Raw genomic sequence first — 23113 nt, 5'->3', positions numbered from 1 at the left:
ATCGAGGCGAGCGTCCGGTGGCCCCGCAGCCCAATCGCTCGAGCGCTGGAGAGTCACGTCAGCACACGTACGAGAAGACGACTTCAGGTGGAAAAGGAGTAGATCATCATGACGGTCTCCAACATCAAGAAGGTCGCCGCCTCCGTCAACACCGGACGCTCGGCCACCGATCCGGACGGGCCGACCGGGAAACTGGCTACCTGGGTGGCTAACACGAGCCTCGACGACGTCCCCTACGAAGTACGCGACCGCGCGCGCCACCTGATCCTCGACGGCGTCGCCTGCGCCCTGGTCGGCGCCCAGCTACCGGTCTCGCGCAAGGGCGTGGACGGTATCACCGCGCTCGACGACGCCGGCAGCGCCGAACTGATCGGGTGGGGCGGGCTGACCACAAGCCCCCCGTCGGCCGCGCTGCTCAACTCCAGCTTCATCCAAGGCTTCGAACTCGACGACTACCACCCCACGGCACCGCTGCACAGCAACGCGATCGTGCTACCCGCCATGCTCGGCGCAGCCTCCCGGCTCGGAAAGGTAACCGGCGCCGACTTCCTGCTCGGCGCGATCCTCGGCTACGAGACGGGACCGCGAGTCGGTATGGCATTGGGCGGATTGGACATGCTTTCGCGAGGCTGGCATTCCGGCACCGTATTCGGCCCCCTGGCCAGCGCCGCGGCGGCGGGCAAGCTCTACGGGCTGGACGCGGCCGGCTTCGAGGACGCCTTCGGCATCGGCGCCACCCAGGCGTGCGGCCTGATGGCGGCGCAGTTCGAGTCGATGGTCAAGCGCATGCAGCACGGGTTCGCCTCCCGCAACGGGCTGACGGGGGCCGCGCTGGCCGCAGTAGGTTACGTGGGCATCAAGCGGGTCTTCGAGCGTAAGTACGGCGGGTATCTCGCCGCGTTCGGTGAAGGCCACAACCCGGACGCCACACAGATCTACGCAAGGCTCGGAGACTTCTGGGAGACCAACCGGATCGCCGTCAAGCCGTACTCCGCCATGGGTCTGCTGCACGCGGCCATCGACTCGGCAATCGCGCTGCGCGAGCAGGGAGTCAAGCCCGACGAGGTCAAGAGCATTGAGATCGACATGCCCGAGGCTGCCTACGGACACGGCGGCTGGAAAGCCGAGCGGCCGCTGGAGGCGATCGGCGCGCAAATGAACGTCGCCTACACGGTCGCCGTAGCGCTACTGGACGGCAACGTGCTGATCGACGAGTTCGCAGCGGACAAAATCAACAGCGACGAGGTGTGGAACCTGATCGACCGCACCACCACCCGCCACGAAGCGAAATACGACGCGCTGCCCGTCGAGGAGCGACTGACCACACGCGTGGTGGTCACACTCAAGGACGGCTCAGTGCATGAGAAGACCACCGTGCACCCGCGCGGAACCGGAGACCGACAGCTCAGCAACGACGACATCGTCGAGAAATACCGCAACCTCACCCACTCCATCATCTCCAGCGACCGCCGAGCCGCCATCGAATCGGCCGTGCTCGCCCTGGACAAGATGGACGACATCTCCGAACTGGTCGAACTACTCACCCCCACAACACGAGCCGCGATTGACTGACCAGCCCCGCCATCTGCGTGCGCCGCCGCGATCCCGGCCTCACCCGCAGCGCGCCGTATACACGACGTACGTCGTGTATACGGCAGGCGCGGGCAACCAGACAAACACTAAAATCAGGGCTCTTAGATTCGTGTTACGACGAGCCCTGGAATCCCCTGGAGGATCTGGCCGCACCGTCGAGGAGGCGATCTGATGGCCGAGTTCGACCGACTCGAGCCTGGGTTCCGGCGGGCGCTGTAGTCCCACCTTGTGGGCGACGAGCCGATGGTGCCAGGACAACAGGGTCGCCGGGCTGACCGGGGACACCTCGGCCCAGCGCCGGCGCGGGATCAGCAAGGAGAGTGCCGCCAACCAGAACCGGTCGGCCCGCTCGTAGCGAACCCGGACGATCTGGCGCCGCAGGACCGCGTTCTCGTGCCGCGCTACCCGGTAAGCAATCGACAAGAACATCGCGACGCCAGGATCTCAGCTCGACGATCAGAGGCTGCATGCGCCCAGGTCACAGGCTCATTCTATTTCCGAGGCCTACAGGTTGTCGGGGTAGCTACCGGGGCAGCTTCGATATTTTCAGACATCGTCTTCGTTCCTTCCGTGCTTCTCGGATACCACGAGAGCCCCTGCCGGGAAGCCGTGGCTTCGGGCATGGCAGGGGCCTTGGGCAGTGCGGCCACGGGGGACCACGCCCCGGCCGCGCACTACGGCTACTTCAGGAACCTGAGCAACTCGGCGTTGACCTCATCGGCGTGCGTCCAGCACAGACCGTGCCCGGCGCCCTCGATCGCCATGTACTCGCTGCCGGAGATCAGCTCGTGGGTCCGCGGGCCGCACGCCTCGATCGGCAGGATCCGGTCTTCGGTGCCGTGCAGCACCAGCACCGGGATGTCGATCTTCGCGCAGTCGCCGCGGAAGTCCTCGTGCCAGGTCGGGACGCACGCGATTGTCCCCTGCGGGGAGGCGCCGACCGCGGTGTTCCACGCGTCCTGCACGACCTCGGGGCTGATGCGCTTGCCGAGCGTCTGGTCGAGGTTGAAGAAGTTCTTGTTCCACTCGGTGAAGTACGCCGCACGGTCGGCGGTCAGCGCATCGGCGATCTCGTCGAAGACGCTTTGCGGCACGCCGTGCGGCGTTTCGGGCGTCTTGAGCAGGTACGGCGGCACGCCGGAGACGATCACGGCCTTGCGGATCCGCGCAGAGCCGAACTTCCCGAGGTAGCGGACGATCTCGCCACCGCCCATGGAGTGCCCCGCGAGATCGACCTCGTTCAGGTCCAGGGCATGGAGCACCTTGTCGAGGTCTGCGGCAAAGGTGTCGTAGTTGTACCCGGTGACAGGCTGGCTGGAGCGGCCGAACCCGCGCCGGTCGTAGGTGATGACACGGTGTCCGGCGCCCAGCAGGGCCCGCTCCTGGCGCTCCCAGGCCCGCCCGTTGAGGGGGAAGCCGTGGATGAGTACCACGGGACGGCCGGAACCGTGGTCCTCGTAGTACAGATCGATGGATGCGCTGTTCTCCTGGCCGACGGTCACGAACGGCATGGCGGAAACTCCTTCGCTCATCGTGGAAGGGGCGTGAGGGCCGCTCCGTGGGCTCGGCCGGATTGCAGGACAAAACCCTCACCGACACGAACGCCGTTAACGTTCGACGTCGCCTTGGGACCTATGCCCCCCACGCCGTCACCCTCCATCCTTCACACGAACTCGCGCAGGGTGCGCGAGGGGTTGCGTCATTCGAGTAGTGCGGTCGCCACGCCGGGCGGCACCGGCGGGTGGACGGCTGTCCCTGCTCCGGACACGCATAGCATGTTGAGGGTTCGTGGCTGCCCGGATCCCGAGGAGGGCCTTATGGCGAACGTTCCCGACGTCCAGCCCGGTGACGAACCGGGTCGCGGCGCGCTGGCGATCATGAAGATGTACCACGAGAACGGCGGCTTCGACTGTTTCCAGGCTGCGCCTGGCCCGACGACCGCAAGGGCCTGCACTTGGAAATCTGCGGCAACGGGATCAATTACGTCATCTGGGAGATGACGCGCAAGCGCACCGACCGGGACTTCTTCGCCGCGCGCACCGTCACCGAGCTGTCAGGAACGGAATGATGTTCGGCTCGTCGGCCGGAGCCCGAAAGTGCAGCGCCCGATGAGGTCTGGCAGCGTCGTAGTGCCGGGCGTAGCGGTCGAGGACGGTCCGCAGCTGACGGTACCCGAAGATCAGCAAGCGATCTGTGCATCCCGTTCGGGCGGTGAGCACGAACCTCTCCGCGTAGTGCAGGCGGCACCCGCAGGGGTGCCGCCTGCGTACCACCTGGTGCAAATCGCTGGTCCTGGTCGGCGGGGCGGCCGTCGCCGGGGTTCTCCTGCTGGCCGATCGTGACCGGGTGTGGTGGCGGTGGAAGGTGCCGTTGGCTGTCGGTCTCGGGGTGGTGGCGGGGATCCTCACGGGTGTGGTGGTCGACGACTGGTGGCATCCGCTTCCCGATCGTCTGCCGGCTCGCGTGTTGGTGTGGATCGGCCTGGCGGTGTCCGCGGTCGCGTTGATGGTGCTGCGTTTCGGAAGCCTGGGGTGGAATGGCCGGGTCGGCACGTGCTGCGGCGCTGTGGTCGTCGTCCTGGCGGCGTCGCAGGGGCGCCGCTGGCCCGGGTGGACCGGGGATCGCAGCCCGAACCCGGATCCTGCGACGCTGCCGGCGAACGGGAACGCGATCGGCCAGGCTTACCTGCCGCTCACCGCGCCCGCCCGGTTGGTGCGGCTGACTCGCAAGCTGGTTGCCTGACGCTGCTGCTACTGCGGTCGCGGCCGTACGGGTGTTCGCATCGTTCAGTGCCGCCGCCGCGGCATCCCGCTCATCGCGCTGACCGCTCTGTCCCAGCCCCACAGCCCGCGTCTGGCGGCGCGCCTGCGCGCCTTGGCGCTCTTGGCCGCGCCGTCCGGATAGAACCAGCGGAACCAGGGCGAGCCGGGCCGGGCCAACCGCAACGCGGCGACCAGCGCCAGGAACGGGATCATGACGCCGCCGACCCCGAGGAAGAACCGGCCCTTGAGCACGGCGACGACTGCCAAGCCCAGGTTCACCGCCAGGAACCCCGCGAAGAAGAGCCGGCTCTCCCCCTGTTGCCGCGCGAACGGATTGGACGCCACGAGCAGCACGAAGCCGATCCCGGCCGCGAAGACGACGGCGTCCACCGACTTGCGCCCCTCCTCGGCCCAGTAGACGTCGTCGAGGAGCAGCCAGAGGGCGTATTCGTCGAGCGTCAGCGCCGCCCCGACCGCGAAGGCGGCGGCCAGTACGGACCGCCAGGCCCCGTGCGGGACGAGGAAGAACTCGAGGGTGCCGGCGATCAACATCAGGAAGATGCCGGGCACGAGGTGGTGCACGTGCACGCCGCCGGCCGCGATGTTCCCGAACGGTCCACGTCCGGAACGGATCAACCGGGTCACCGCGCGGACGATGGCGAACGTGGCGACGAACGCGGCGAGCATCACCAGCAGGGCGGTGTGTCCGCTGTCGTACGTCTGGGACACGGTACTCGGGCTCTCTCCTGCTGACGGGGCAGACGGCGAACCAGGTGACGATTCGGCAGAAAGCAGAGTATAACGACCCATGAGGGCTCAGATTCCGTAGCGCCACGTGGTCACCATGCGGCGGGCACCCCCGTGGACGCCCGCGCCGCTGTCAGGCGAACCAGATCTGAACCATGTCCTTGCTCAACTTGTGTCAGTCTGCTGATGACCACACCATCGGATCCCACTATGGTCGGAGGCCGGCGCCGCACGAGGGTCGTACGGCGCGGCATTGACCACCGATTGGGCCGGTGCGAAATGAACATCGAGAATCGCCGTCTGCAACGTCGTTCGTCCGTGACGACGGCCCGCAGCCGACTCGCCGCACTTGCGAGAGTTGTCATGCTGCTCGTCGCCGTCTTCACTGGAGCGGCCACGGACGCGGCCAGTGCAGCGACCCCGGCGGCGCCGGTCGCCGCCACCACGAGTGCATCCGCCGCATCCGCCAACGCCTCCTCGGGGTGGATCTGTACCGGCGCTCCGATACCGCCGGGTTACGTGCTCGTCCTCCGCGCGCCGAACGGGTGCAACGGCGTGGGCGCCTGGTACATGCGACCCGTTCAGGACAGGATCTGGACCTGCGCCACCTCACCGATTCCCCCCGGCTATGTGATCACCCTCCACAACGCGGTCGGTTGTAGCGGTGTCGACGCGTGGTTCCTGGAACTGGCCCGTAGTGGCGAGTGGACTTGTGCGGGCTCACCGATCCCGCCTGGCTACGTGAACACCGGCCACTTGGATCCCGGCTGCGGCGGCATCGGCTCCTGGTACATGCAGACGGCCCGAGTCGGGGTGTTCATGTGCCCCTACCAGCCTGTGCCGGCCGGTTATCGCACCGGCGGCTTCAACGCCAGCATGTGCAGCGGCCTCGGCGGTTGGTACCTGCTCAAGGCCTGACCACTCGATCAGATCCGCCGGAAGGCACCGTGTGGTTCACGGTGCCTTCCGGCATCTCACGCGTGCGGGCTGCGGCAGCGCAGATAAGGGTCGACAGGGGCTTGCGACCGTCATACGTTTATCGATCCATCTCGCAGAACGCTGCTGGCCCTTCGGGGCGGCGGGACGCAAGTCATCGCTCCCTCATTCGAGGTCATATGCCCCTACCAGCCAGGTGGTTCATCACCAGGCGCCGGCCTCGCGATGCAGAGTCGAGGGCTGACTTAGCCGCCGAGCTATTGACGGGCCCGGAAACCCATGGCTACGATCCCGCCTACAACGACGGGCGTGGAACGATCCACGCTGTGGGGCCGTATCGCACAAGCGCTGTCCGTGATCCGTAGCCGACCTTGCCGTTGCTGCCGTCGTGTCCTTCGGCGGCGCATCACCACCGATTCGTCACGTCCGCCACCACGGGCGTGTCGTGCTTCCCCCATTCCTTCGGAAGGAGAAGTTCGTGACACTCAAACAGCCTGTCCGCTCCCGATGGCACAGAGGCCTGATCAGGCTCGCGGCGGCCGCGATGATCCCAGGCGGGTTCGTGTCAGTGGCTGCTGCCGCTCCGGCGCATGCTGCTGGTTCGGCTTACTACCTGGACTGCTCGCAAACCAGTAGCGGTGACGGCTCCCAGTCCAGCCCCTGGAACTCCCTGGCCGCAGTCAACGCTGTCACGTTCAACCCCGGCGACCAGATACTCATCGCCCGCGGAACCACGTGCAAGGGCACCCTCGCGCCACAAGGCTCCGGCGCCTCCGACGCGCCCATCGTCATCGACGCCTACGGCACCGGCACCAAACCCGTCATCGCCGGCGGCGGCGCGGCGGACGCTGTCACTCTCACCAACCAGCAGTACTGGGAGATCCGGAACCTGGAGATCACCAACCACGGTGCCACCGCCGCCAACCGCCGCGGCGTGCACATAGTGCTCAACGACTACGGCACCGGCAACCACTACCGCCTGACCGACCTCACCGTCCACGACGTCAACGGCGACGCGGCCAAGGACCTCCAAGGCAGCGCCGGTATCCAGTTCGACGTCCTGGGCAACTCGGTCAAGACCAAGTTCAACGACGTGGTCCTGGACGGCAACGACATCTACTCCGTCGACCGCTCCGGCATCAACATGTCCACCAGCTGGATGTGCCGCGCCTCCACCGGTTACGAAGGCTGCACCGCTGACAAAGCCAACAGCTACTACCCGTGGACCGGCTGGGTCGTGCAGAACAACACCGTCCACGACATCGGCGGCGACGGCATCGTCATGCAGTACACGCAGAACGGCCTGGCCCAGAACAACGTCGCCTACGACACCTCAGCACGGCCGTACGAGTCCAACGCCGCCATCTGGGTCTGGAACGCCGACAACGTCACGTTCCAGTACAACGAGGCCTACAACACCCACAAGCTCCCTGACAACGGCGACGGCCAAGCCTGGGACGCCGACTACGGCACCGACGGCACCCTCTATCAGTACAACTACAGCCACGACAACGCAGGCGGCATGGCCATGTTCTGCGGCTGCGGCCCCTTGAGCGGCGCGGTCACCACCAACGCCACCTTCCGCTACAACATCAGCCAAAACGACGGTGCGCAGGTCCTGCGCAACTACGGAGTGAACAACGGCTGGTTCTACAACAACACCGTCTACGAACCCGCGGGCTCCACCGCCGACATCCTCCAGCTGGGCGACTCGCAGATCACCATCGCCAACAACATCATCGTCAACAACGGCAGCGGCGGCTACGACTACAACGGCACCACCTTCACCAACAACATCATGGCCGGCAGCAACACCGCCAACATCCCACCCGGTCAGATCACCGCCGACCCCCAACTCGCCAACCCCGGCAGCGGCGGCACCGGCCTCGGCACAGTGTCCGGATACCAACTCACAGCTGGCTCGCCGGCCATCGGCGCCGGCATCGTCATCCCCAACAACGGAGGACACGACTACTGGGGCAACACCGTCCCCTCGGTGTGTCCCCCGGACATCGGCGCCGACCAGTACTCCACCCCCAACGACGCCTCGTGCTCTGGCACGAACGGTTCCCGCACGGGCTGAATCACGCAGCGCGCCTGCTGTGGCCCAGTCGGTCGGCGACGGACCTCACCGAATCCTCAGGTTTCCGCAGCACCGTCCAGTGATCGCCGCCTTGCCAGAGAATCCCGGTGGCCGGTTCTCGCCCTGGGTTGAAGTCAGAACGCCGAACAAACCGGCGGATCAGCGCTGATCGCCTGGCGGGCCGGCGAGGTCCATCGCCAACCCGAACAGAAGCGGCCCAGCCTCCTCACCTCCACCCTCAAGGGAACTGGGAGGACAGCCCTCGACGACGCCGGCCGGTTCGCGACCGATGGTGACTCAGACGGCCGCCGGCAGTACCGGCGGACCGCTCCGGACCTGTGGAACCCGGCGCCGGTGATGCTGGGCGGCCACGGCGGCTTCGGCCCGGTCGCCGCGGTGGCCCAGCGGGACCGGATCTTCCTGGCCCAACGCAACGACGCCGGGACGGTCAGCGTCGCGTGGGCGAACGTCGACCCGGACGCGGTGCCGGAAATCCCGAAGTGGGTCGCGTAGGGACCGCTGATGATGCATATGCCCGCGACGGCGATAGACGCCGAGGGCCGTGTAATCGTCGCATGCCTGGCGGCTACCGGACGGCTCTACGCCGCGCGGCAGAAGAGCGGGGCGGACAGCTTGGGAGAGTGGACGGCAGTGGGTTGACGCCTCATCAAAACCTCAGGTTCCCGCTGACAGGATCCTGCCCATCGGAAACGGTCACACCCCGACCACCCCCACGGATGGGACGGCCGTCCTCCGACACCGCAGGTTCGCGTCCACCAGTGGCTGCCGCGAGCCAGCACGCGGCCGTGCACTTCGGATGCCCATCCCCGGAAAACCGATCCGGTGCACGGCCGCACCTTCCAAGCACCACGAACCGCGGGAGCGCCGTGAAGCTGCGCGAACGTACCCAGCCCGCACGCCAGCGCGCGCCGGTCTGGACGGCTCGCCTGGATGGAGCCCCTTCTCGGCAGTCGTCCTACGCTGCACCTGCCGTACGCGCATCGACGCCGGAAGCTCCGCTCCCGCGCACGGCTATCCTGGCTGACGTGCGCATATTGGTGGTCGAGGACGACGAAGACCTGCGGTTCGCCGTCGTGGCCGCCCTGCGCGGCAACGGCCTGGCCGTGGACGAGGCGGCCGACCTCCCCGCGGCGGACGAGGCGCTGTTCGTCAACAGTTACGACTGCGTCGTGTTCGACCGGATGCTCCCGGCCGGCGACTCCGTGGACTACGTACGCCGGATGCGCGCGGACGGACAGACCGTGCCAGTGCTGTTCCTCACCGCGCGGGACACCGTCGCCGACCGGGTCGAGGGCCTGGCCACCGGCGGTGACGACTACCTGGTGAAGCCGTTCGCGGTTCCCGAGCTGGTCGCGCGGGTGCGCAACCTGTGCCGGCGGATCACCCCCGTCCGGCCCCCGGTGGTGCGCTGCGGCACCCTGGAGATCGACACCGCCACTCGGACGGTGCGCCGTGACGACGTCCTGCTCACCTTGACCGTCAAGGAGTTCGCCGTCCTGGAGATCCTGGCCAACCGGCCGGGCGAGGCCGTCCGCCGCGCCGAACTCATCGAGCGCTGCTGGGACGAGATGACCGAGCCCAACTCGAACGTCCTGGAAGTCCTGGTGTCGCAGCTGCGCCGCAAGCTGGGAGACCCGCCCCTGATCCACACAGTTCGCGGGATCGGATACCGGCTGGACTCCCAGCCGTGAGCTCTCCGGCCCCGGCCGCCCGGACACCCCGCCGGCACGGCCGGACCCCGCCGACGCCCGCCGGCCGGATTCACCGACTGCGGCGGCGGGTCGCCATCCTGTTCACCTTGACCAGCGCGCTGGCCGTCATCGGCATGGCGGTCGTCGCGGTACACGCCAACGACAGTTCCTGGCGCTCTCAGGTCGACTCCGAACTCAAACTCCAGACCAGCGGATTCGCCGCCACCGTGAGCTACGACGACGACGGCAAGCTGCAGTACCCAGACCCCGGCGACGGCGACTACGACTGTCCGCCCATCACCCTGTTCCGCAGCGTCGCAGGCCAGGTGTCACCGGTCGCCACCGCACGTCGACCCTGCCTTCAGGTTCCCGCCGCGGCCACGCAGGCGCTCGCGGCGCAAGCCGTCCAGGAGGGGGACCTGGAATCGGCCACCATCACCGACCACGGCCGCCATCTGCGCATGTCCGCACAGCCGGCTGGCGGGCCTGGATCCGACGACAGCGGCACCGTCGTGGTCGCCACCGTCGACATCACCGGGGATCTGAACTCCCACGAACAGTTCACGGTACTGCTCGCCGCGGCCAGCGGGATCCTGGTGGCAGCTGCCGCGCTGGCCGGCTACTGGCTCTCCGGACGCGCCGTCCGGCCCGCGCTGGCGGCACTGGACCAGCAGGAGGCCTTCTTCGCCGACGCCGCCCACGACCTGCGCACCCCGGTCACCTCACTGCGCGTGCTCGCCGAGACCGGGCTGCGGGGCGAGGTCGACAGCGCCGAGGTCATGCGCCGCACGCTGCGCCAGTCCACACGGATGAGTGAGCTGGTCGAAAGCCTGCTCACCCGCGCTCGCCTGCGCGCGGGCGCACTGCGGCTGAACTCCGAACCGCTGCGGCTCGACCAACTGGTCGAGGCCGTCGTCGCCGACACCCCGGCCGGCGGGCACACGGTGACCGTCCAGGCCGAACCGACGATCGTCGTCGCTGACGCCGCCCTGGTCCGCCGGGCCGTGGCCAACCTGCTGGGAAACGCGCTCGCCCACGGCCACGCACCCGACGAGCCGGCCGACATCCAGATCACGGTGGACGCCGACGGGACCGTCGCGGTGGACGACGCCGGGCCGGGTGTCCCGCCCGAGGCCGCGGAGTCTTTGTTCGAGCGGTTCCGCAGCGGTGCCGGCTCCAGCGGTCTCGGGCTGTCCATCGCCGCTTGGGTGGCGCACGCGCACGGCGGTTCGCTGAAGGTCGCCACCAGTAGCCGTGGCGGAGCCCGGTTCATCCTGCGTATCCCTGCACACAAATAGCCGTGACGGCCGTTGCCGGCCTCTCACCTCAGCGAAACCTCATGTCGCCTGAGTGAGACTCCCGTCCGTAGTGAAGTCAGACGGGAGACAGGAACCAATGGCAACGACTCGGGACCGCTATATCGACACGATTCGCGCGCTCGCCATCGTGCGCGTGATCGTCTACCACGCGCTGGGCGTCGCCTGGCTGACGATCCTCTTCCCGTCGATGGGCATCATGTTCGCCCTCGCCGGATCCCTGATGGCCGCGTCGATGACGAAGTCCGGCTCCGCGGTGCGGGTCGTCGGCCACCGGCTGCGCCGGTTGTTGCTGCCGCTGTGGACATTGGGCGCGGTGGGCTTCGCGGTCATGCTGCTCCACGGCTGGCCCTCGGATGACCCGACGCAGCCGACCGACCCGAAGATGCTGTTCTGGATCCTGCCGCTGAACACCCCGCCCACCAGCGAATGGGGCCAGTTCTTCAACGGGGTCCTGTGGTACATCTGCACCTATCTGTGGTTCGTATTGCTGACACCGGTACTGCTGCCGCTGTTCCGCCGGTTGCCGGTGCTCATGCTCGGTCTGCCGTTCGTCCTGCTGTATGTGCTGGAGCAGCATTCCTTCGGCCTGAGCGACATGGTCCTCGACCCGGCCCGGGACTTCTGCACCTACCTGGCCTGCTGGCTGCTGGGATTCGCCCATCACGACGGGATGCTTCAGCGGCTGAAGTGGAAGGTGGTAGTACCGATCGTCCTGGCCGCCGCCGTCATCGGCGGCTGGCTGACCTGGATCGGGCGGGAGGAGTCCCACTTCGACCTGACCACGGACGCGATGCCCAACGCATTCTGGTCCTTCGCCTTCGTCCTGCTCCTGCTGCGGTTCCGGCCGACCATGGCCTGGCTGGCCCGCATGCCGCGGCTGGAGCGGCTGATCGACCTGCTCAACGCCCGGGCGGTGACCATCTATCTCTGGCACAACCCCGGCATCTTCGCCGTCGGCCTGCTGCTCGGCAGCTTCGGGCTGCAGGCCGAGGAGCCCACTACCGTCGGAACAGCGGTTCTGCTGATACTCGGGACGTTCCTGTGGACCGCCGTGGCCACGCTCGTCTTCGGCTGGGTCGAGGACATCGCAGCCCGCCGACGGCCGAGCCTGCTGCCACCGAACCGCCGACGACGCGGACCCGGGGACTCGACGGCGGTGCGGTCTCCAGCCACGGCGACGTCCTGAGCCGCTCCCGGCACGCCGCCTCATCAAAACCTCAGCGTCCCTCATCCACGCTGGCGGCATGACCACCTCTACAGTCACGACAACGTCGTGGGCAAAGGACGACGAGCCCTCGGGCCCGACGTTGGCCGACCTCTACGCACTGCACCGCCTGTCCTTGACCCGCCTGGCGACCGCTCTCCTCGGCGACCAGGGCAACGCCGAGGACGCGGTGCAGGACGCGTTCGTGAGGCTGTGGCACAGCCACCGAGGCCGGACCGACATGTTGGACAACCCGCTGTCCTACCTGCGGACGGCGGTGGTCAACAACGCCCGGTCGATCATGCGGCGCCACAAGACCGCCCGCGAACACCCTCCCTTCTTCCTTCCACCTGCCGAATCAGCCGAGGAAGAGGCGTTGCCCCGCGTGCACCGGGAGGTGTTGGAAGCGGTGAAGCAGCTGCCGGAGCGTCAGCGCGAAGTGCTGGTGCTGCGCTACTGGGCTGACATGTCCGAGGCGGACATCGCCGCGACGACGGGGATCAGCCGCGGCACGGTGAAGTCGACGTCCAGCCGTGGGCTGCGCTCCGTCGCGCGGACACTACGAGAGCGAGGCCAGCTGTGAAGCGGATGTGGGCCAGGCAGGCGGCCCGCGCCATGTCCGGACCCGCCGACACCCGTTCACGCGGCGAGGACTTCGACCCGGTCGGGGACGGTGTCACGGAGATGAGCAAGAGCACACCGACGCCACGGTGGTCCAGTACAGCCCTGGGCCAGGCGCCATCTAGCCCTTCTCTTCGGCAGGACGAGGGTCACCCGCTCCCCGTTCAGCCAGATAGTCCCGAAGCACCATTCCAAAATCTGTCATTCGCCAGCCAGTAGGACCTCCGGAGGCAGTCCTTCGGGGAACGGCCGCCACCACCGGTCGACGAAAACGCCGAGCAGCGCGGTGAGCACCACGGCGACACCGAGCGCAGTCGGGGCCTTCCACCTCCAGCTCCGGCTCCGATCGGCCGACAGGACTCCGAACGCCACGACCGCAGAGGTCAAAACGGCAGGCGGATCGGTCGGAAAACAAGACGTCGGGACTGGTTCGGCGCGGACGGGCTGTAGGACTCGCCCGGCGTACCGCTGTTCGAGCGATGTGGCGCCGCGTTGGTTCGACGCTGCTCACCGACCTGCTTCGGGCCGATGAGCGCGACGTCTGCGGCCGAGCGACGAGGCCGAACGTCTGCCCAGCGCTGGTCCGATCAGGTGTGTCCGGCGCGATGTGGTTCCAAGCTGCGGTCGCGAGCAGCGCGGCAGCGCCGTCGCCGATCGCGGTCGCCGCCGGTGTCGGCTTTCACCGCGAATATCCTCGCTCTCGGCAGTACGAGCCCTGACGATCGCCAACAACATCGTCGTCAACAACGCTCATGGGCACTACAACTGGCAGAACAGATCACGTGCCCGGAAGTGTCGCGCCGACCGGGCGGCTACGCCGCCGGCCCCCAGATTGCGGTGCGGGCATGTTCGGTTGCGAGCAGCAGTCCGGCGCGCAGAATCGCCTCTTCCCCGGGCGCGAACGTGGCAGGAAGTACGTTCACCCGGTGCCAGGAGCGCCGGGAGAGCGCTGCTTCGACGCGTGCGGCCAGGTCTGCGCCGCCGGCGTCGGCGGTCGCGCCGGTCAGGACGACGTTGCCCGGGTCGATGACGGTCGCGATGGCGTGCAGTCCGAGTGCGAGGCGGTCGGCCAGCTCGTCGAGGAAGGCGTCGTGGCCTTGATCGACGGCGGTCAGGACGGCTGCCTCGGCGGTTGCGTCTTCGAGTCCGTGTGCGCGGGCGAGATCGTGAACCGCCACGGATCCGACGAGGTCTTGGAAGGTGCGCGGCGGTGCGGGTTTGCGGGTCAGGGACGGCAGCGGCATATATCCGATCTCGCCCTCGGCGCCCCAGGAGCCGTGAAATGGCATGCCGCTGTTGTCCATGAAAGACATGCCAAGGCCCCGGCCGACCCACAAGATCGCGAATCGCTGGAGATCCCGCTGGTCGCCGAGCCGGTCCTCGGCGATGGCGGCCAGGTTGATCTCCCGCTCGAGATGAACGTCGCAGCCGAGGCGTTCGCGCACCGGGCCGACGAAGTGTGCCTGCCATTTCCCAAGGTCAGGGGCGTGTCCGATGTCGCCCGTGGTGGGATCGACGGTGCCGCCGGTGCCGATGACGACCGCCGTGAGCGGCTGCCTCGGCGTTCCCGCCGCCTTGAAGGCCGCGTTGATGACCGCCTCGATTTGCGGGGCCGGGTCAGCCTTCAGCTGCGGTGCGGGAGCCGTCGCGGTGGGCGAGCTCCATCCGGAGACATCGCCGACTGCGGCCTGAATCCCCTCGTTATTGATGTGCACGCCCGCGACGTAGCCGCGGTCACCGGCGATCGAGTAGAGCTGCGCGCGAGGGCCCCGAGTGCGCTCCTCCGATTCCCCCGCGACCCTGATCAGATCAGCGTCCAGCAGGCGGCTGACGAGGTCGATCACCGACGGCTGAGAGAGACCGACGCGTTCGCGCAGTTGCGTCCGGGACAACCGCCCGGCTGCCGCGATCAGGTCGAGCGCCGCCCGGTCGTTCATCCGTCTGGCCGTACGGGAGTCGGCCGCCATCCATTCCTCCTGGTCGTCTTCGAACTGCTCCGGGCCGGGCCGACCCACGTCAGCCTGCCTTGCTCGAGCACCGGCTCGATCCCACGGCGGCCACGGTGAACAGATCGATCTCTCCAGGTTACGGCCCGCAGCCAGACATGGTAGCGCGACCCCGGGGAGGCGACGCTCTGCGCGACTGTCAGTTGTCGTATACCTGGCTGAGGGGTTAGGCGTCGAGCCCCCCGCTGCTCGGCGGCGGGGCCGGGCAGCGGGGAGTAGCGGGTGATCAGTTGGTGGTGGCTATCAGCTGCCATTGCTGGTTGGTCGCGCCGCTGCTGATGGTCTCCTGTTCCAGGTTCGCCAGGTCGGCGGTGGAGGATCCGACGACGCCGACGGCTTTGCCGGTGCGGACGTTGACCAGGTTGACGTAGCCGCCGCCGGCGTCGGCGAGCTGCCACTGCTGGTTGTTTCCACCGTTGGAAGTCCACTGGATGATGGGGGTGCCGTCGGCGCTGTTGCCGCCGGTCACGTCCATCACCAGGCCCGAGGAGACGTTGAGGAGGTTGTAGATCCCCGCGCCGGCCGGCTGGAGCCGCCAGGACTGATTGGACCCGCCGTTACGCGTGTACTGAATCAGCTGCGTACCCGCGGTGGTCGAGCGCGCGGGATCGTCGATGGCCTTGCCACTGTTGCGGTTGACCAGCACGTAGGGGTCGTTGAAGACCTGGAATTCGTACAGCGAGTAGCCCCACTGGGTGGCGCGCGCGGTGCCGTACATGCGGATGTACTGTCCGGTGCCGGTGAACCCGGTGAGGGTTTCCGTGCCGCCGGCTCCGGTGGTCGTGGAGTAGATCGTCGTCCAGTTAGTGCCGTCGGTGGACATCTGGATCTGATAGCCCTTGCCGTAAGAAGGCTCCCAGACCAGGACCACGCGGTTGACCGTCTGAACCGAGCCCAGGTCCACCTGGATCCACGAGTTGTCGATAGCCGGGCTGGACCAGCGCGTCCCGATGGCGCCGTCGGTCGCGTTCGCCGGGGCGTAGCAGGGGATTTCGACGCCGGACGCCGTGGTCGGCCGGCCCAGGGCCAGGTTGCCGGAGGCGGACGCGGGTGTGATCGTCCCGGGTCCGGTCGTGACGAAGACCAGGTCACCCTGTCCGCCGGGCAGTGCGACGGTGAACTGGTCCTGGTTTCCATTGACGGCGGTCGTGTTGATCGTGACGAGGGCGCCGCTGGACCGGTCCACCTTGTAGACCTGGTTCACGACACCGCTGGCGCGGTTGAGTGTCACGGTCACGTTCTGGGCGTACTGGGCGGACAAGCCGGTCGCGTTGTCCGCGGTGCTGTTCGTGTTCGGGCCGTACAGACCGTTCAGGATCATGAACGTCTTCGTGTTCGGGTCGCCGAGGACGGTCTGCGCGTTCCCCGGGATCGAGGTCCCGGCCGATGCGCTGAGCACGCCCGGGATGACGTCGAAGAACCCGATCATGACGTCGCCGGGGAGTCCGTTGTTGCCGCCGCCGGTGTTGGTCGCGGTGATCGAGGCGATGTAGGGCGAAACGCCGGTGGCCCAGTCTCCGACCAGCTGTGGGTGATCGTTGGCCGTCGGGGTTCCGTTGCTCAGGTGCTGGCCGCCGATGTACCAGGTGCTCTTCGTGTAGAGCCGCACCAGGTAGGGGCTCAGTGCGCGGGACTGGGCGGCGGCTTCCGCGACCACCACCGACAGGTGCGTCAGCGATCCGTCCGGGTTCCACCACCGGACGTCGTTGGCGGTGGTTGCGTTGTAGTCCTCCCAGCGGAAGAGGTCGTTCCACTTGCCGCCCATCGCCCAGAGCACGTAGTAGTGGAAGCAGAGCTCGGATTCGGACGGTGTGTAGTTGTACTGCATGTAGCCCTGCGGGTAGTGGCCGAACTCCAGCCGGCCCCTTCCCTGATCGTCGGATGCGGTGATGGCGTAGTTCCGGTACAGGGCGACCCGGTCGTAGACCTGCGAGATGTTCCCGCCGGGATACGGATTCGGCCCCACGAACGGGTAGTTGTCGTAGGTCAGCAGGTCGGGATACGCCGTCGTGATGTAGTTCGCCACCTGCGAGTCGGTCCACTCGTACGGCCACTGGTTGGAGTGGACCACGACGTTGGGGTAGTTGTTGCGGAAGGCGGCGAACCACTGCTGCTTCCAGGACAGGTCGGTGGAGCTGAACTGTTCCTCGTCACCGATGCACAGGGTGAAGAGGTTCGCGGCGTATGGCCGCAAGTCGATCCCCTGGGCGGGGAGGTAGAGCGGATCTGCGCCGGGTAGCACCGTGTGCTTGTCCGGGCCGGTCCAGCCGTTGCCTGTGGGCCATTGAGCCACGCCGAACGAGCTGTTGCCCAGCTGGCCCATGAAGTTCGGGCTGTAGAAGGGCGGGTCGTAGTACACCGGGACGTCGAGGTCCACGGTGTTCCATTCGGCGATCGTCGGCACCCGGCGGCCGCTGGCCTCGGTGGCGATCCACGCGCCGACCAACAGGCCCCTGTTCAGGAAGGCCGAGGTCGCGCGGGACATCGCCGGAACGGCGGCGGCAGCCGCGCCGGCCGTCGACTGAGCACCGGCTGGCGCGGCGGCCGATGCCGACGCAGCTGCCGATGCGGGAGCGGCGGTGGCTGCGTCCGCTGACCGCATGCCCACGGCGGTGGCCAGTACGCCGGCCCCGGCCGTGGTGAGAATGGTTCTCCTGTTCGGTCCGGTCATCACACGGTTTCCTTTCGTGGCGGGAAGGGACGTGCTGTGAGGTGCAGCAGATGGTTCGGACGGGCGCGGGACGGCGCGCTCATCACGACCCTGTTACCGAAGGTGCGTTTCGTGCCGGCGTCCCCGGCTGTGGAGCTGACCCAAGCTCCTCGCCTGACGTTCTGGGGACCACCGCCCAGACTCCGTGCAACTGGCCAGCAAACTAACAGGTACCGTACCGATTGACTAGAGGTCGAGGTGATCCGATGTTTCGACACCTCTCCAACGCCACCTTCGGGAAATAGATCCTGATGAAGACTGATCTAGTCAACTTCCTCCTCCCGGAGGGGGAAATAGATCGGAGCTTTCTTCGCTCAGGTTCTTGACAGCTTCGTTACCGAGGGGTTTCATCTGCGTTCAGACGGATCCGCTGCCGGAGCCCCAGCCCTGCAGATCGGTCCAGACAAGGCGCGCGCCGTTCTTTCATCACCGGTGGCCGCACACCTCGTAGTGGCCGGGTTCTGCCATGCCGGGCTGCATCGCGACTTCAGACACGCTCCGCTCGCAGCTCAAGCTGTTGATCCGCCGGGGTATCCGGCGCGGCGTTTTCCACGGGGCGTGAACCAGACGTGGTCCGTGCACCGATCCGGGTTCGGCCTTCTCGTACGACCCGCTCACCTGGTGGGTTTCCCGATGCAAAGGAGCCGGCTTTGCGAAGAGCACGAAGAGCACCATCGTCTCGTATCGGCACGTTGATCGTGGCGGCGTTGGTCGCCGCCGCCGGCATGGTGCCGTTGACGGTACCGGCGGCGCATGCGGCGGTCGGCACCACGGCCTGGCAGTCCGGCCGTTTTCAGACCGACCCGGCCGGGTTGGTGCGGCGCTCGGACATCGTGTTGGGCGCGGCGAACACCTCGCCGTCGCAGGCGATGCCGTTGGGCAACGGCACGCTGGGCGCGGCGGTCTGGGCGGCGGGCGGTTTCACGGCCCAGCTGAACCGCTCCGATACGCTGCCGGACCGTAAGTCGCCTGGCTGGCTGACCATCCCGGGCCTGTCCAAGCTGACCTCGGCGCCGGACTTCACCGGCTATGTCGACCTCTACGACGCGACCATCCACGAGTCCGGCGGCGGCATGACCGCGACCGTCTACACGCGTGCCGACAAGGACGAGTTGGTCGTGGATGTGACCGGTGCGGACCCGAACACGCCGCAGACCGCGTCGTTGAATCTGTGGTCGCCGCGTGCGCCGGAGGTTCTGGCCTCCGGCGCGATCGGCACACTGGCCGAGACCTGGGTGGACAACACGCAGCCGGGTGCCACCGGGCAGACGTTCGGGTCGCTCGCCGCGATCACGGCCGGTGGATCGCAGGTGAGTGTTGCGGCGGTCGATTCCGAGACGGTCAGGGCCACGGTCACCCCGAACGCCGACGGCACCTTCCGGGTGATCGCCGCCGCCCCGCACTGGACCGGCGGTGATGCCCAAGCCACCGCGGCCGCCCTGCTGGGCGGCGATGCCTCGGCCAGTGCGTCCTCGCTGTCGGCCAGTCACTTGGCGTGGTGGCACGCGTTCTGGGGGCGGGTCGGGCTGATCAAGTTCTCCTCAGCCGACGGCAGCGCCGACTACCTGGAGAATCTGCGCACCCTGGACCTGTACGACGCCGCAGCCGAAAGCCGCGATACTTTTCCGGGCTCACAAGCCGGTGTCGCGGATCTGTTCTCGACAGGTCAGGACTGGCATACCTGGGATGCCGCCGCGTACTGGCAGTGGAACCTGCGAATGCAGGTACAGGCGAACATCTCCTCAGGCGCCTTCGATCTGAACGCCCCGTACTTCCGTCTCTACCAGCAGAACCTTGCGAGCATCCAGGCCGCCACGCAGGCGAACATGGGCGGCCGGGCGGGACTGTGCGTCCCGGAGACCATGCGCTTCAACGGTACCGGCCTGGAGTACACCACCGCCGGCGTCACGCACCCGGACTGCAACGCCGCCTCAGCCTCCGACTGGAACGCCCGCACCATCTCCACGGGTGCGGAGGTCGGGCTTTGGGTTTGGCAGCAGTACCTCACCACTGGCGATAGGTCGTTCCTGGCCGCGAACTACCCGCTGATGTCCGGCGCCGCGCAGTTCCTGCTCGCCTATGCCACCACCGGATCCGACGGCTACCTGCATACCTATCCCTCCAACGCCCACGAGACCCAGTGGGACGTCCACGACCCGACCACCGACATCGCCGCCGAACAGGCGCTGTTCCCTGCGACCGTTGCGGCCGCACAGGTTCTCGGCACCGATACCGCGCTCGTCAGCACGCTGACGGCGGCCGAGGCGAAGATCGAGCCGTTCGCGCGTACCGACGCTGCGACGCAGAGCCAGCTACTCACACCGGCGTCCGACGCGGCCGGCCAAGACGTCATCGCCCCCTCCTACGACCCGTCGGCCACCAAGCACAACAGCGAGAACATCGGCCTGGAACCGGTCTGGCCCTACGGCCTGATCGGCGACAACTCCGCGCTCACCGACCTCGCCAAACGGACCTTCGCGAACCGGCCCAACAAGCAGGCCAACGACTGGAGCGACGACCCGCTGGATGCCGCACGCCTGGGCCTGAGTTCGGATATGGCCTCGACGCTGATCGGGCTGACCGAGTCCTTTCAGAAGCTGCCGTCCGGCCTGGCCACTTTCGTCAACAACGACACCTACGCCGAACAGCAAGGCGTCGTCGCGGCCGCGCTGAACGAGTCGCTGGTACAGGACTACGACGGCCTGCTGCGTATCGCCCCGGCGCTGCCGGCCGGCTGGGATGCCGACGGCACCGTGTTCATCCAGGGCGGCAGTACCGTCTCGGTCCAGGTGCACGGCGGCGTCATCGGCACGGTCGGCATCAACGCCGGCAGCACCGGCACGATCGCGATCCGTAATCCCTGGCCGGGCCAGAGTGTCCAGGTCGTCAACGGCGGTGACGAGTCCACCGTCATCGTCGCCCCGACCTCCGCGAGCCAGTTCTCGATCCCGGTGAGTCAGGGCTCGTCCTATCTGGTCGAGCCGGTTTCGGCCCTGACCAGCTCTCTGCCGTTCGCCCAGGTGACCGGCACCCAGGCCACCGCCGCCAAGCACCTGGGAAGTGTGCAGATCGGCCTGGATGCGGCACCGTCCTACACGAGCCTGGCCGCGTCCTTCAACAACGTCGGGATCACCGGGGACACCAACACCGCGCCCGGCAACTTCGACGGCGGCGGAGCGAGCATGTCCGCCACCGCCCTGGCGAACGCCGGCGCCGGAGCGGGCAGCACGATCAGCTCCTCCGGCCTGAGCTTCACCATGCCAAACGTCGCAGCCGGAACCCCGGACAACACGGTCGCGGCCGGCCAGAAGATCGCGGTGGGCGGCGGTGGAGCATTGGGGTTCCTGGTCTCCGCCAGCTACGGACCGAGCTCGGGAACCGGAACCGTCACCTACACCGACGGCACAACCAGCAGTTACACCCTCAACGCACCGGACTGGTCCGCCACCACCCCGCCGACTGGCGGAGCCGTCGCGGTCAGCTCCGCGTACCAAAACAGGCAGGGCAACACCACCTACAGCCACACGGCTGACCTCTTCTCCGAGACCGTACCGGTGACGGCCGGCAAGACCATCGCCAGCGTCACCTTGCCGCCCGGCGGACCGCTCACGGCCGGCACCCCGGCCCTGCACATCTTCGCCATCGCCACAGCGAACCCGCCCGTGATCAGCTTGCGCGCGCACGCGAACAAGATGATCGTGACGGCCGACAACGCAGGGGCATCGGCGCTGATCGCCAACCGCACCGCGGTCAACGCCTGGGAGGAGTTCGACCTCGTCAACAACACCGACGGCAGCGTGAGCTTGCGTGCTCACGCCAACAACATGTACGTGACAGCCGACAACGCAGGAGCCTCACCGCTGATCGCCAACCGCACCGCAATCAGCACCTGGGAGGAATTCGACCTCATCAACAACACCGACGGCAGCGTGAGCCTACGCGCGCACGCCAACAACATGATCGTGACGGCCGAGAACGCAGGATCCTCGCCACTGATCGCCAACCGGACTGCGATCAACGCCTGGGAGGAATTCGACCTCATCCACGACTGACGAGACACCGTAAGCGACATGCGGCACGGCTGTCGGGCAGCCGCGCCGCATGCACGGCGGCGCCATACCGGCCCGGCCTCAGGCCACAGGCAATTAACAGGTACGCTACCGGTTATCTATCGACCTGTACCGCTTGACACCCAGAGGTGAGTCTATGCCGCCCACAACCAGCGCGAGCCCCGCACTGGCCCGGGTCATCAACGACCGCTTGACGCTCGACGCGATCGCCGGCCACGGCCCGATCAGCCGCGCGGAGCTCAGGGCGGCCACCGGTCTGTCTCAGCCGTCAATGCTGGACGTCGTCAGCAGGCTCCTGGAGGCCGGACTCATCGAGGCGGCGGGAGAGTCCGGGATCAAACGGCGCGGTCCGAACGCCCAGCTGTACGACATCAGCCGACGGCAGGCGGCGGTCGCCGTCCGCGTCGACGGCGACCACTTGCACGCGGTGGTCACCGACCTGCGGGGCATCCGGCTGGGAGAGGCCCAAAGGCCGGTCGACGAGTCGGAACCCGCCGACCAGGTCGCGTCGGCGGTACACGCTGCGACGCGGGCTGCCGAGGCGGGCGGCGCGAACGGAGACGGCGAGCCCAGGGGGGTCGAACTCGGAGCGGCCGTCGTGGGGATCCACGGCCCGGTCGACCCGCACGACGGCGATCTGGGCTTCGCCTGGGACCTCCCGCACTGGCAGCACCGCGTGGTCGAGCGCCTGCGCCTGCTGCTGCCGTGCCGGGTCCGGCTCGAGCACGACATCATGCTGGCGGCCATCTCGGAACAGGCGCACGGTGCGGCCCGCGGCCGCGAGGACTTCGCTGTGCTGTGGATGGGCACCGGCCTGGGCTGCGCCATATTCCTGGACGGCCGACCGCTGCGGGGCGCCTCCGGGGGCGCGGGCGAGATCGGCTACATGCCCACACCCGGCGCGCGGGTCACACCGCTTCCGTCGGAACCCGGTCCCAGGGCGGGATTCCAGGGCGGGCTCCAGTCGCTCATCGGCGCCGCCGCACTTCAAGACCTGGCCGAGGCGCACGGCGCCGACCGGGATCTGACGTCGTTGTCGCACCCGGACACCGCACTACTCGGCGCCGCCGCTGAGCGCATCGCGGTCGGGTTGGCCTCCTTGTGCACCCTCACTGACCCCGGGCACATCGTCCTGGCCGGTCCCATCGGTCAAGTCGGCGGACCCGCACTCGCCGCCGCTGTCGAAGACGCCCTCCGGCCGCTGAGCCCCACCCCCACGACCGTGGCGCCGAGCGCGCTGCCCGACGACGGGATCATCGCGGGCGCCGTTTCCAGCGCCGTCGACGATGCCCGCGACGCACTGTGGGGATCGTTGTCACCGTGATCCGCGCAGGTCGGGGGCGATAGGCT

16 protein-coding genes and 2 pseudogenes are annotated in these 23113 nt (G+C 67.8%); 12 read left to right on the top strand and 6 right to left on the bottom strand.

All coding sequences use genetic code 11. The annotated features are described in order from the left end of the window. The first annotated feature begins 108 nt into the window (after positions 1-108). Positions 109-1572, top strand: a complete 1464-nt coding sequence (locus ABIA35_RS17640) for an MmgE/PrpD family protein (protein WP_370358587.1) — start codon at positions 109-111, stop codon at positions 1570-1572. A gap of 188 nt (positions 1573-1760) precedes the next feature. Here ABIA35_RS17640 and ABIA35_RS17635 read toward each other — a convergent pair. Continuing rightward, positions 1761-2022: pseudogene (locus ABIA35_RS17635) on the bottom strand (integrase); the annotation flags it as partial. A 251-nt stretch (positions 2023-2273) separates the two neighbouring features. Continuing rightward, complete coding sequence (locus ABIA35_RS17630; RefSeq protein WP_370358586.1) at positions 2274-3104, bottom strand: alpha/beta fold hydrolase; 831 nt, start codon at positions 3102-3104, stop codon at positions 2274-2276. Between the two features lie 306 nt (positions 3105-3410). Here ABIA35_RS17630 and ABIA35_RS17625 point away from each other — a divergent pair. Then, positions 3411-3652, top strand: a pseudogene (locus ABIA35_RS17625) (hypothetical protein); the annotation flags it as partial. On the opposite strand, the gene ABIA35_RS17620 reads toward ABIA35_RS17625, so the two are convergent. After that, positions 3636-3866 carry an integrase core domain-containing protein gene (locus tag ABIA35_RS17620; protein ID WP_370358648.1) on the bottom strand — a complete coding sequence of 77 codons (231 nt, stop codon included), beginning with the start codon at positions 3864-3866 and terminating at the stop codon, positions 3636-3638. The pseudogene ABIA35_RS17625 and the gene ABIA35_RS17620 sit on opposite strands and share 17 nt — an antisense overlap. Positions 3867-4005: 139 nt before the next feature. Between ABIA35_RS17620 and ABIA35_RS17615 the strand changes: the two genes are divergently transcribed. Then, positions 4006-4335, top strand: coding sequence for a hypothetical protein (locus ABIA35_RS17615; protein WP_370358585.1), 330 nt, complete (start codon positions 4006-4008; stop codon positions 4333-4335). A gap of 44 nt (positions 4336-4379) precedes the next feature. On the opposite strand, the gene ABIA35_RS17610 is transcribed toward ABIA35_RS17615, so the two are convergent. Further along, entirely contained in the window at positions 4380-5084 is a 705-nt protein-coding gene (locus ABIA35_RS17610; protein WP_370358584.1) for a hypothetical protein, read from the bottom strand. A gap of 381 nt (positions 5085-5465) precedes the next feature. Here ABIA35_RS17610 and ABIA35_RS17605 point away from each other — a divergent pair, with 381 nt between their 5' ends. From ABIA35_RS17605 to ABIA35_RS17575, 7 genes are all read left to right on the top strand, one after another. Next, positions 5466-6020 carry a hypothetical protein gene (locus ABIA35_RS17605; protein ID WP_370358583.1) on the top strand — a complete coding sequence of 185 codons (555 nt, stop codon included), beginning with the start codon at positions 5466-5468 and terminating at the stop codon, positions 6018-6020. Between the two features lie 580 nt (positions 6021-6600). After that, entirely contained in the window at positions 6601-8121 is a 1521-nt protein-coding gene (locus ABIA35_RS17600; RefSeq protein ID WP_370358582.1) for a hypothetical protein, read from the top strand. 354 nt (positions 8122-8475) lie between these two features. Next, on the top strand, positions 8476-8634 hold the full coding sequence (locus ABIA35_RS17595; protein WP_370358581.1) for a hypothetical protein: 159 nt from the start codon (positions 8476-8478) through the stop codon (positions 8632-8634). Between the two features lie 539 nt (positions 8635-9173). Then, the gene (locus ABIA35_RS17590) at positions 9174-9833 is read left to right on the top strand and encodes a response regulator transcription factor (protein WP_370358646.1); all 660 of its coding nucleotides are present in this window, start codon (positions 9174-9176) and stop codon (positions 9831-9833) included. Continuing rightward, positions 9830-11131: a sensor histidine kinase gene (locus ABIA35_RS17585; protein ID WP_370358579.1), complete on the top strand. Its 1302-nt coding sequence runs from the start codon at positions 9830-9832 to the stop codon at positions 11129-11131. The genes ABIA35_RS17590 and ABIA35_RS17585 overlap by 4 nt, the downstream gene beginning before the upstream one ends. Before the next feature lie 97 nt (positions 11132-11228). Next, positions 11229-12338, top strand: coding sequence for an acyltransferase (locus tag ABIA35_RS17580; RefSeq protein ID WP_370358578.1), 1110 nt, complete (start codon positions 11229-11231; stop codon positions 12336-12338). A gap of 58 nt (positions 12339-12396) precedes the next feature. Continuing rightward, positions 12397-12939 (top strand): SigE family RNA polymerase sigma factor, encoded by a 543-nt coding sequence (locus ABIA35_RS17575; RefSeq protein ID WP_370358577.1) that lies wholly within the window; start codon positions 12397-12399, stop codon positions 12937-12939. Positions 12940-13789: 850 nt separating this feature from the next. On the opposite strand, the gene ABIA35_RS17570 is transcribed toward ABIA35_RS17575, so the two are convergent. Both ABIA35_RS17570 and ABIA35_RS17565 read right to left on the bottom strand, forming a co-directional pair. Beyond that, entirely contained in the window at positions 13790-14944 is a 1155-nt protein-coding gene (locus tag ABIA35_RS17570; protein WP_370358576.1) for an ROK family transcriptional regulator, read from the bottom strand. A gap of 265 nt (positions 14945-15209) precedes the next feature. After that, positions 15210-17654 (bottom strand): RICIN domain-containing protein, encoded by a 2445-nt coding sequence (locus ABIA35_RS17565; protein WP_370358575.1) that lies wholly within the window; start codon positions 17652-17654, stop codon positions 15210-15212. A gap of 737 nt (positions 17655-18391) precedes the next feature. Between ABIA35_RS17565 and ABIA35_RS17560 the strand changes: the two genes are divergently transcribed. Together ABIA35_RS17560 and ABIA35_RS17555 are read left to right on the top strand one after the other, a co-directional pair. Further along, entirely contained in the window at positions 18392-21745 is a 3354-nt protein-coding gene (locus tag ABIA35_RS17560) for a hypothetical protein (protein WP_370358574.1), read from the top strand. Positions 21746-21899: 154 nt separating this feature from the next. Continuing rightward, positions 21900-23087, top strand: coding sequence for an ROK family transcriptional regulator (locus ABIA35_RS17555; RefSeq protein WP_370358573.1), 1188 nt, complete (start codon positions 21900-21902; stop codon positions 23085-23087). Positions 23088-23113 lie beyond the last annotated feature (26 nt).

The organism is Catenulispora sp. MAP12-49 (assembly GCF_041262705.1).
Taxonomy (GTDB): Bacteria; Actinomycetota; Actinomycetes; order Streptomycetales; family Catenulisporaceae; genus Catenulispora.
This window is presented reverse-complemented; position numbering and strand designations above follow the sequence as displayed.

What these genes read in the sequence shown, in the direction of transcription:
- ABIA35_RS17565 (WP_370358575.1), bottom strand. Translation starts at nt 17,654, where the DNA reads ATGACCGGACCGAACAGGAGAACCATTCTCACCACGGCCGGGGCCGGC.
- ABIA35_RS17570 (WP_370358576.1), bottom strand. Translation starts at nt 14,944, where the DNA reads ATGGCGGCCGACTCCCGTACGGCCAGACGGATGAACGACCGGGCGGCG.
- ABIA35_RS17605 (WP_370358583.1), top strand. Translation starts at nt 5,466, where the DNA reads ATGCTGCTCGTCGCCGTCTTCACTGGAGCGGCCACGGACGCGGCCAGT.
- ABIA35_RS17575 (WP_370358577.1), top strand. Translation starts at nt 12,397, where the DNA reads ATGACCACCTCTACAGTCACGACAACGTCGTGGGCAAAGGACGACGAG.
- ABIA35_RS17555 (WP_370358573.1), top strand. Translation starts at nt 21,900, where the DNA reads ATGCCGCCCACAACCAGCGCGAGCCCCGCACTGGCCCGGGTCATCAAC.
- ABIA35_RS17630 (WP_370358586.1), bottom strand. Translation starts at nt 3,104, where the DNA reads ATGCCGTTCGTGACCGTCGGCCAGGAGAACAGCGCATCCATCGATCTG.
- ABIA35_RS17640 (WP_370358587.1), top strand. Translation starts at nt 109, where the DNA reads ATGACGGTCTCCAACATCAAGAAGGTCGCCGCCTCCGTCAACACCGGA.
- ABIA35_RS17580 (WP_370358578.1), top strand. Translation starts at nt 11,229, where the DNA reads ATGGCAACGACTCGGGACCGCTATATCGACACGATTCGCGCGCTCGCC.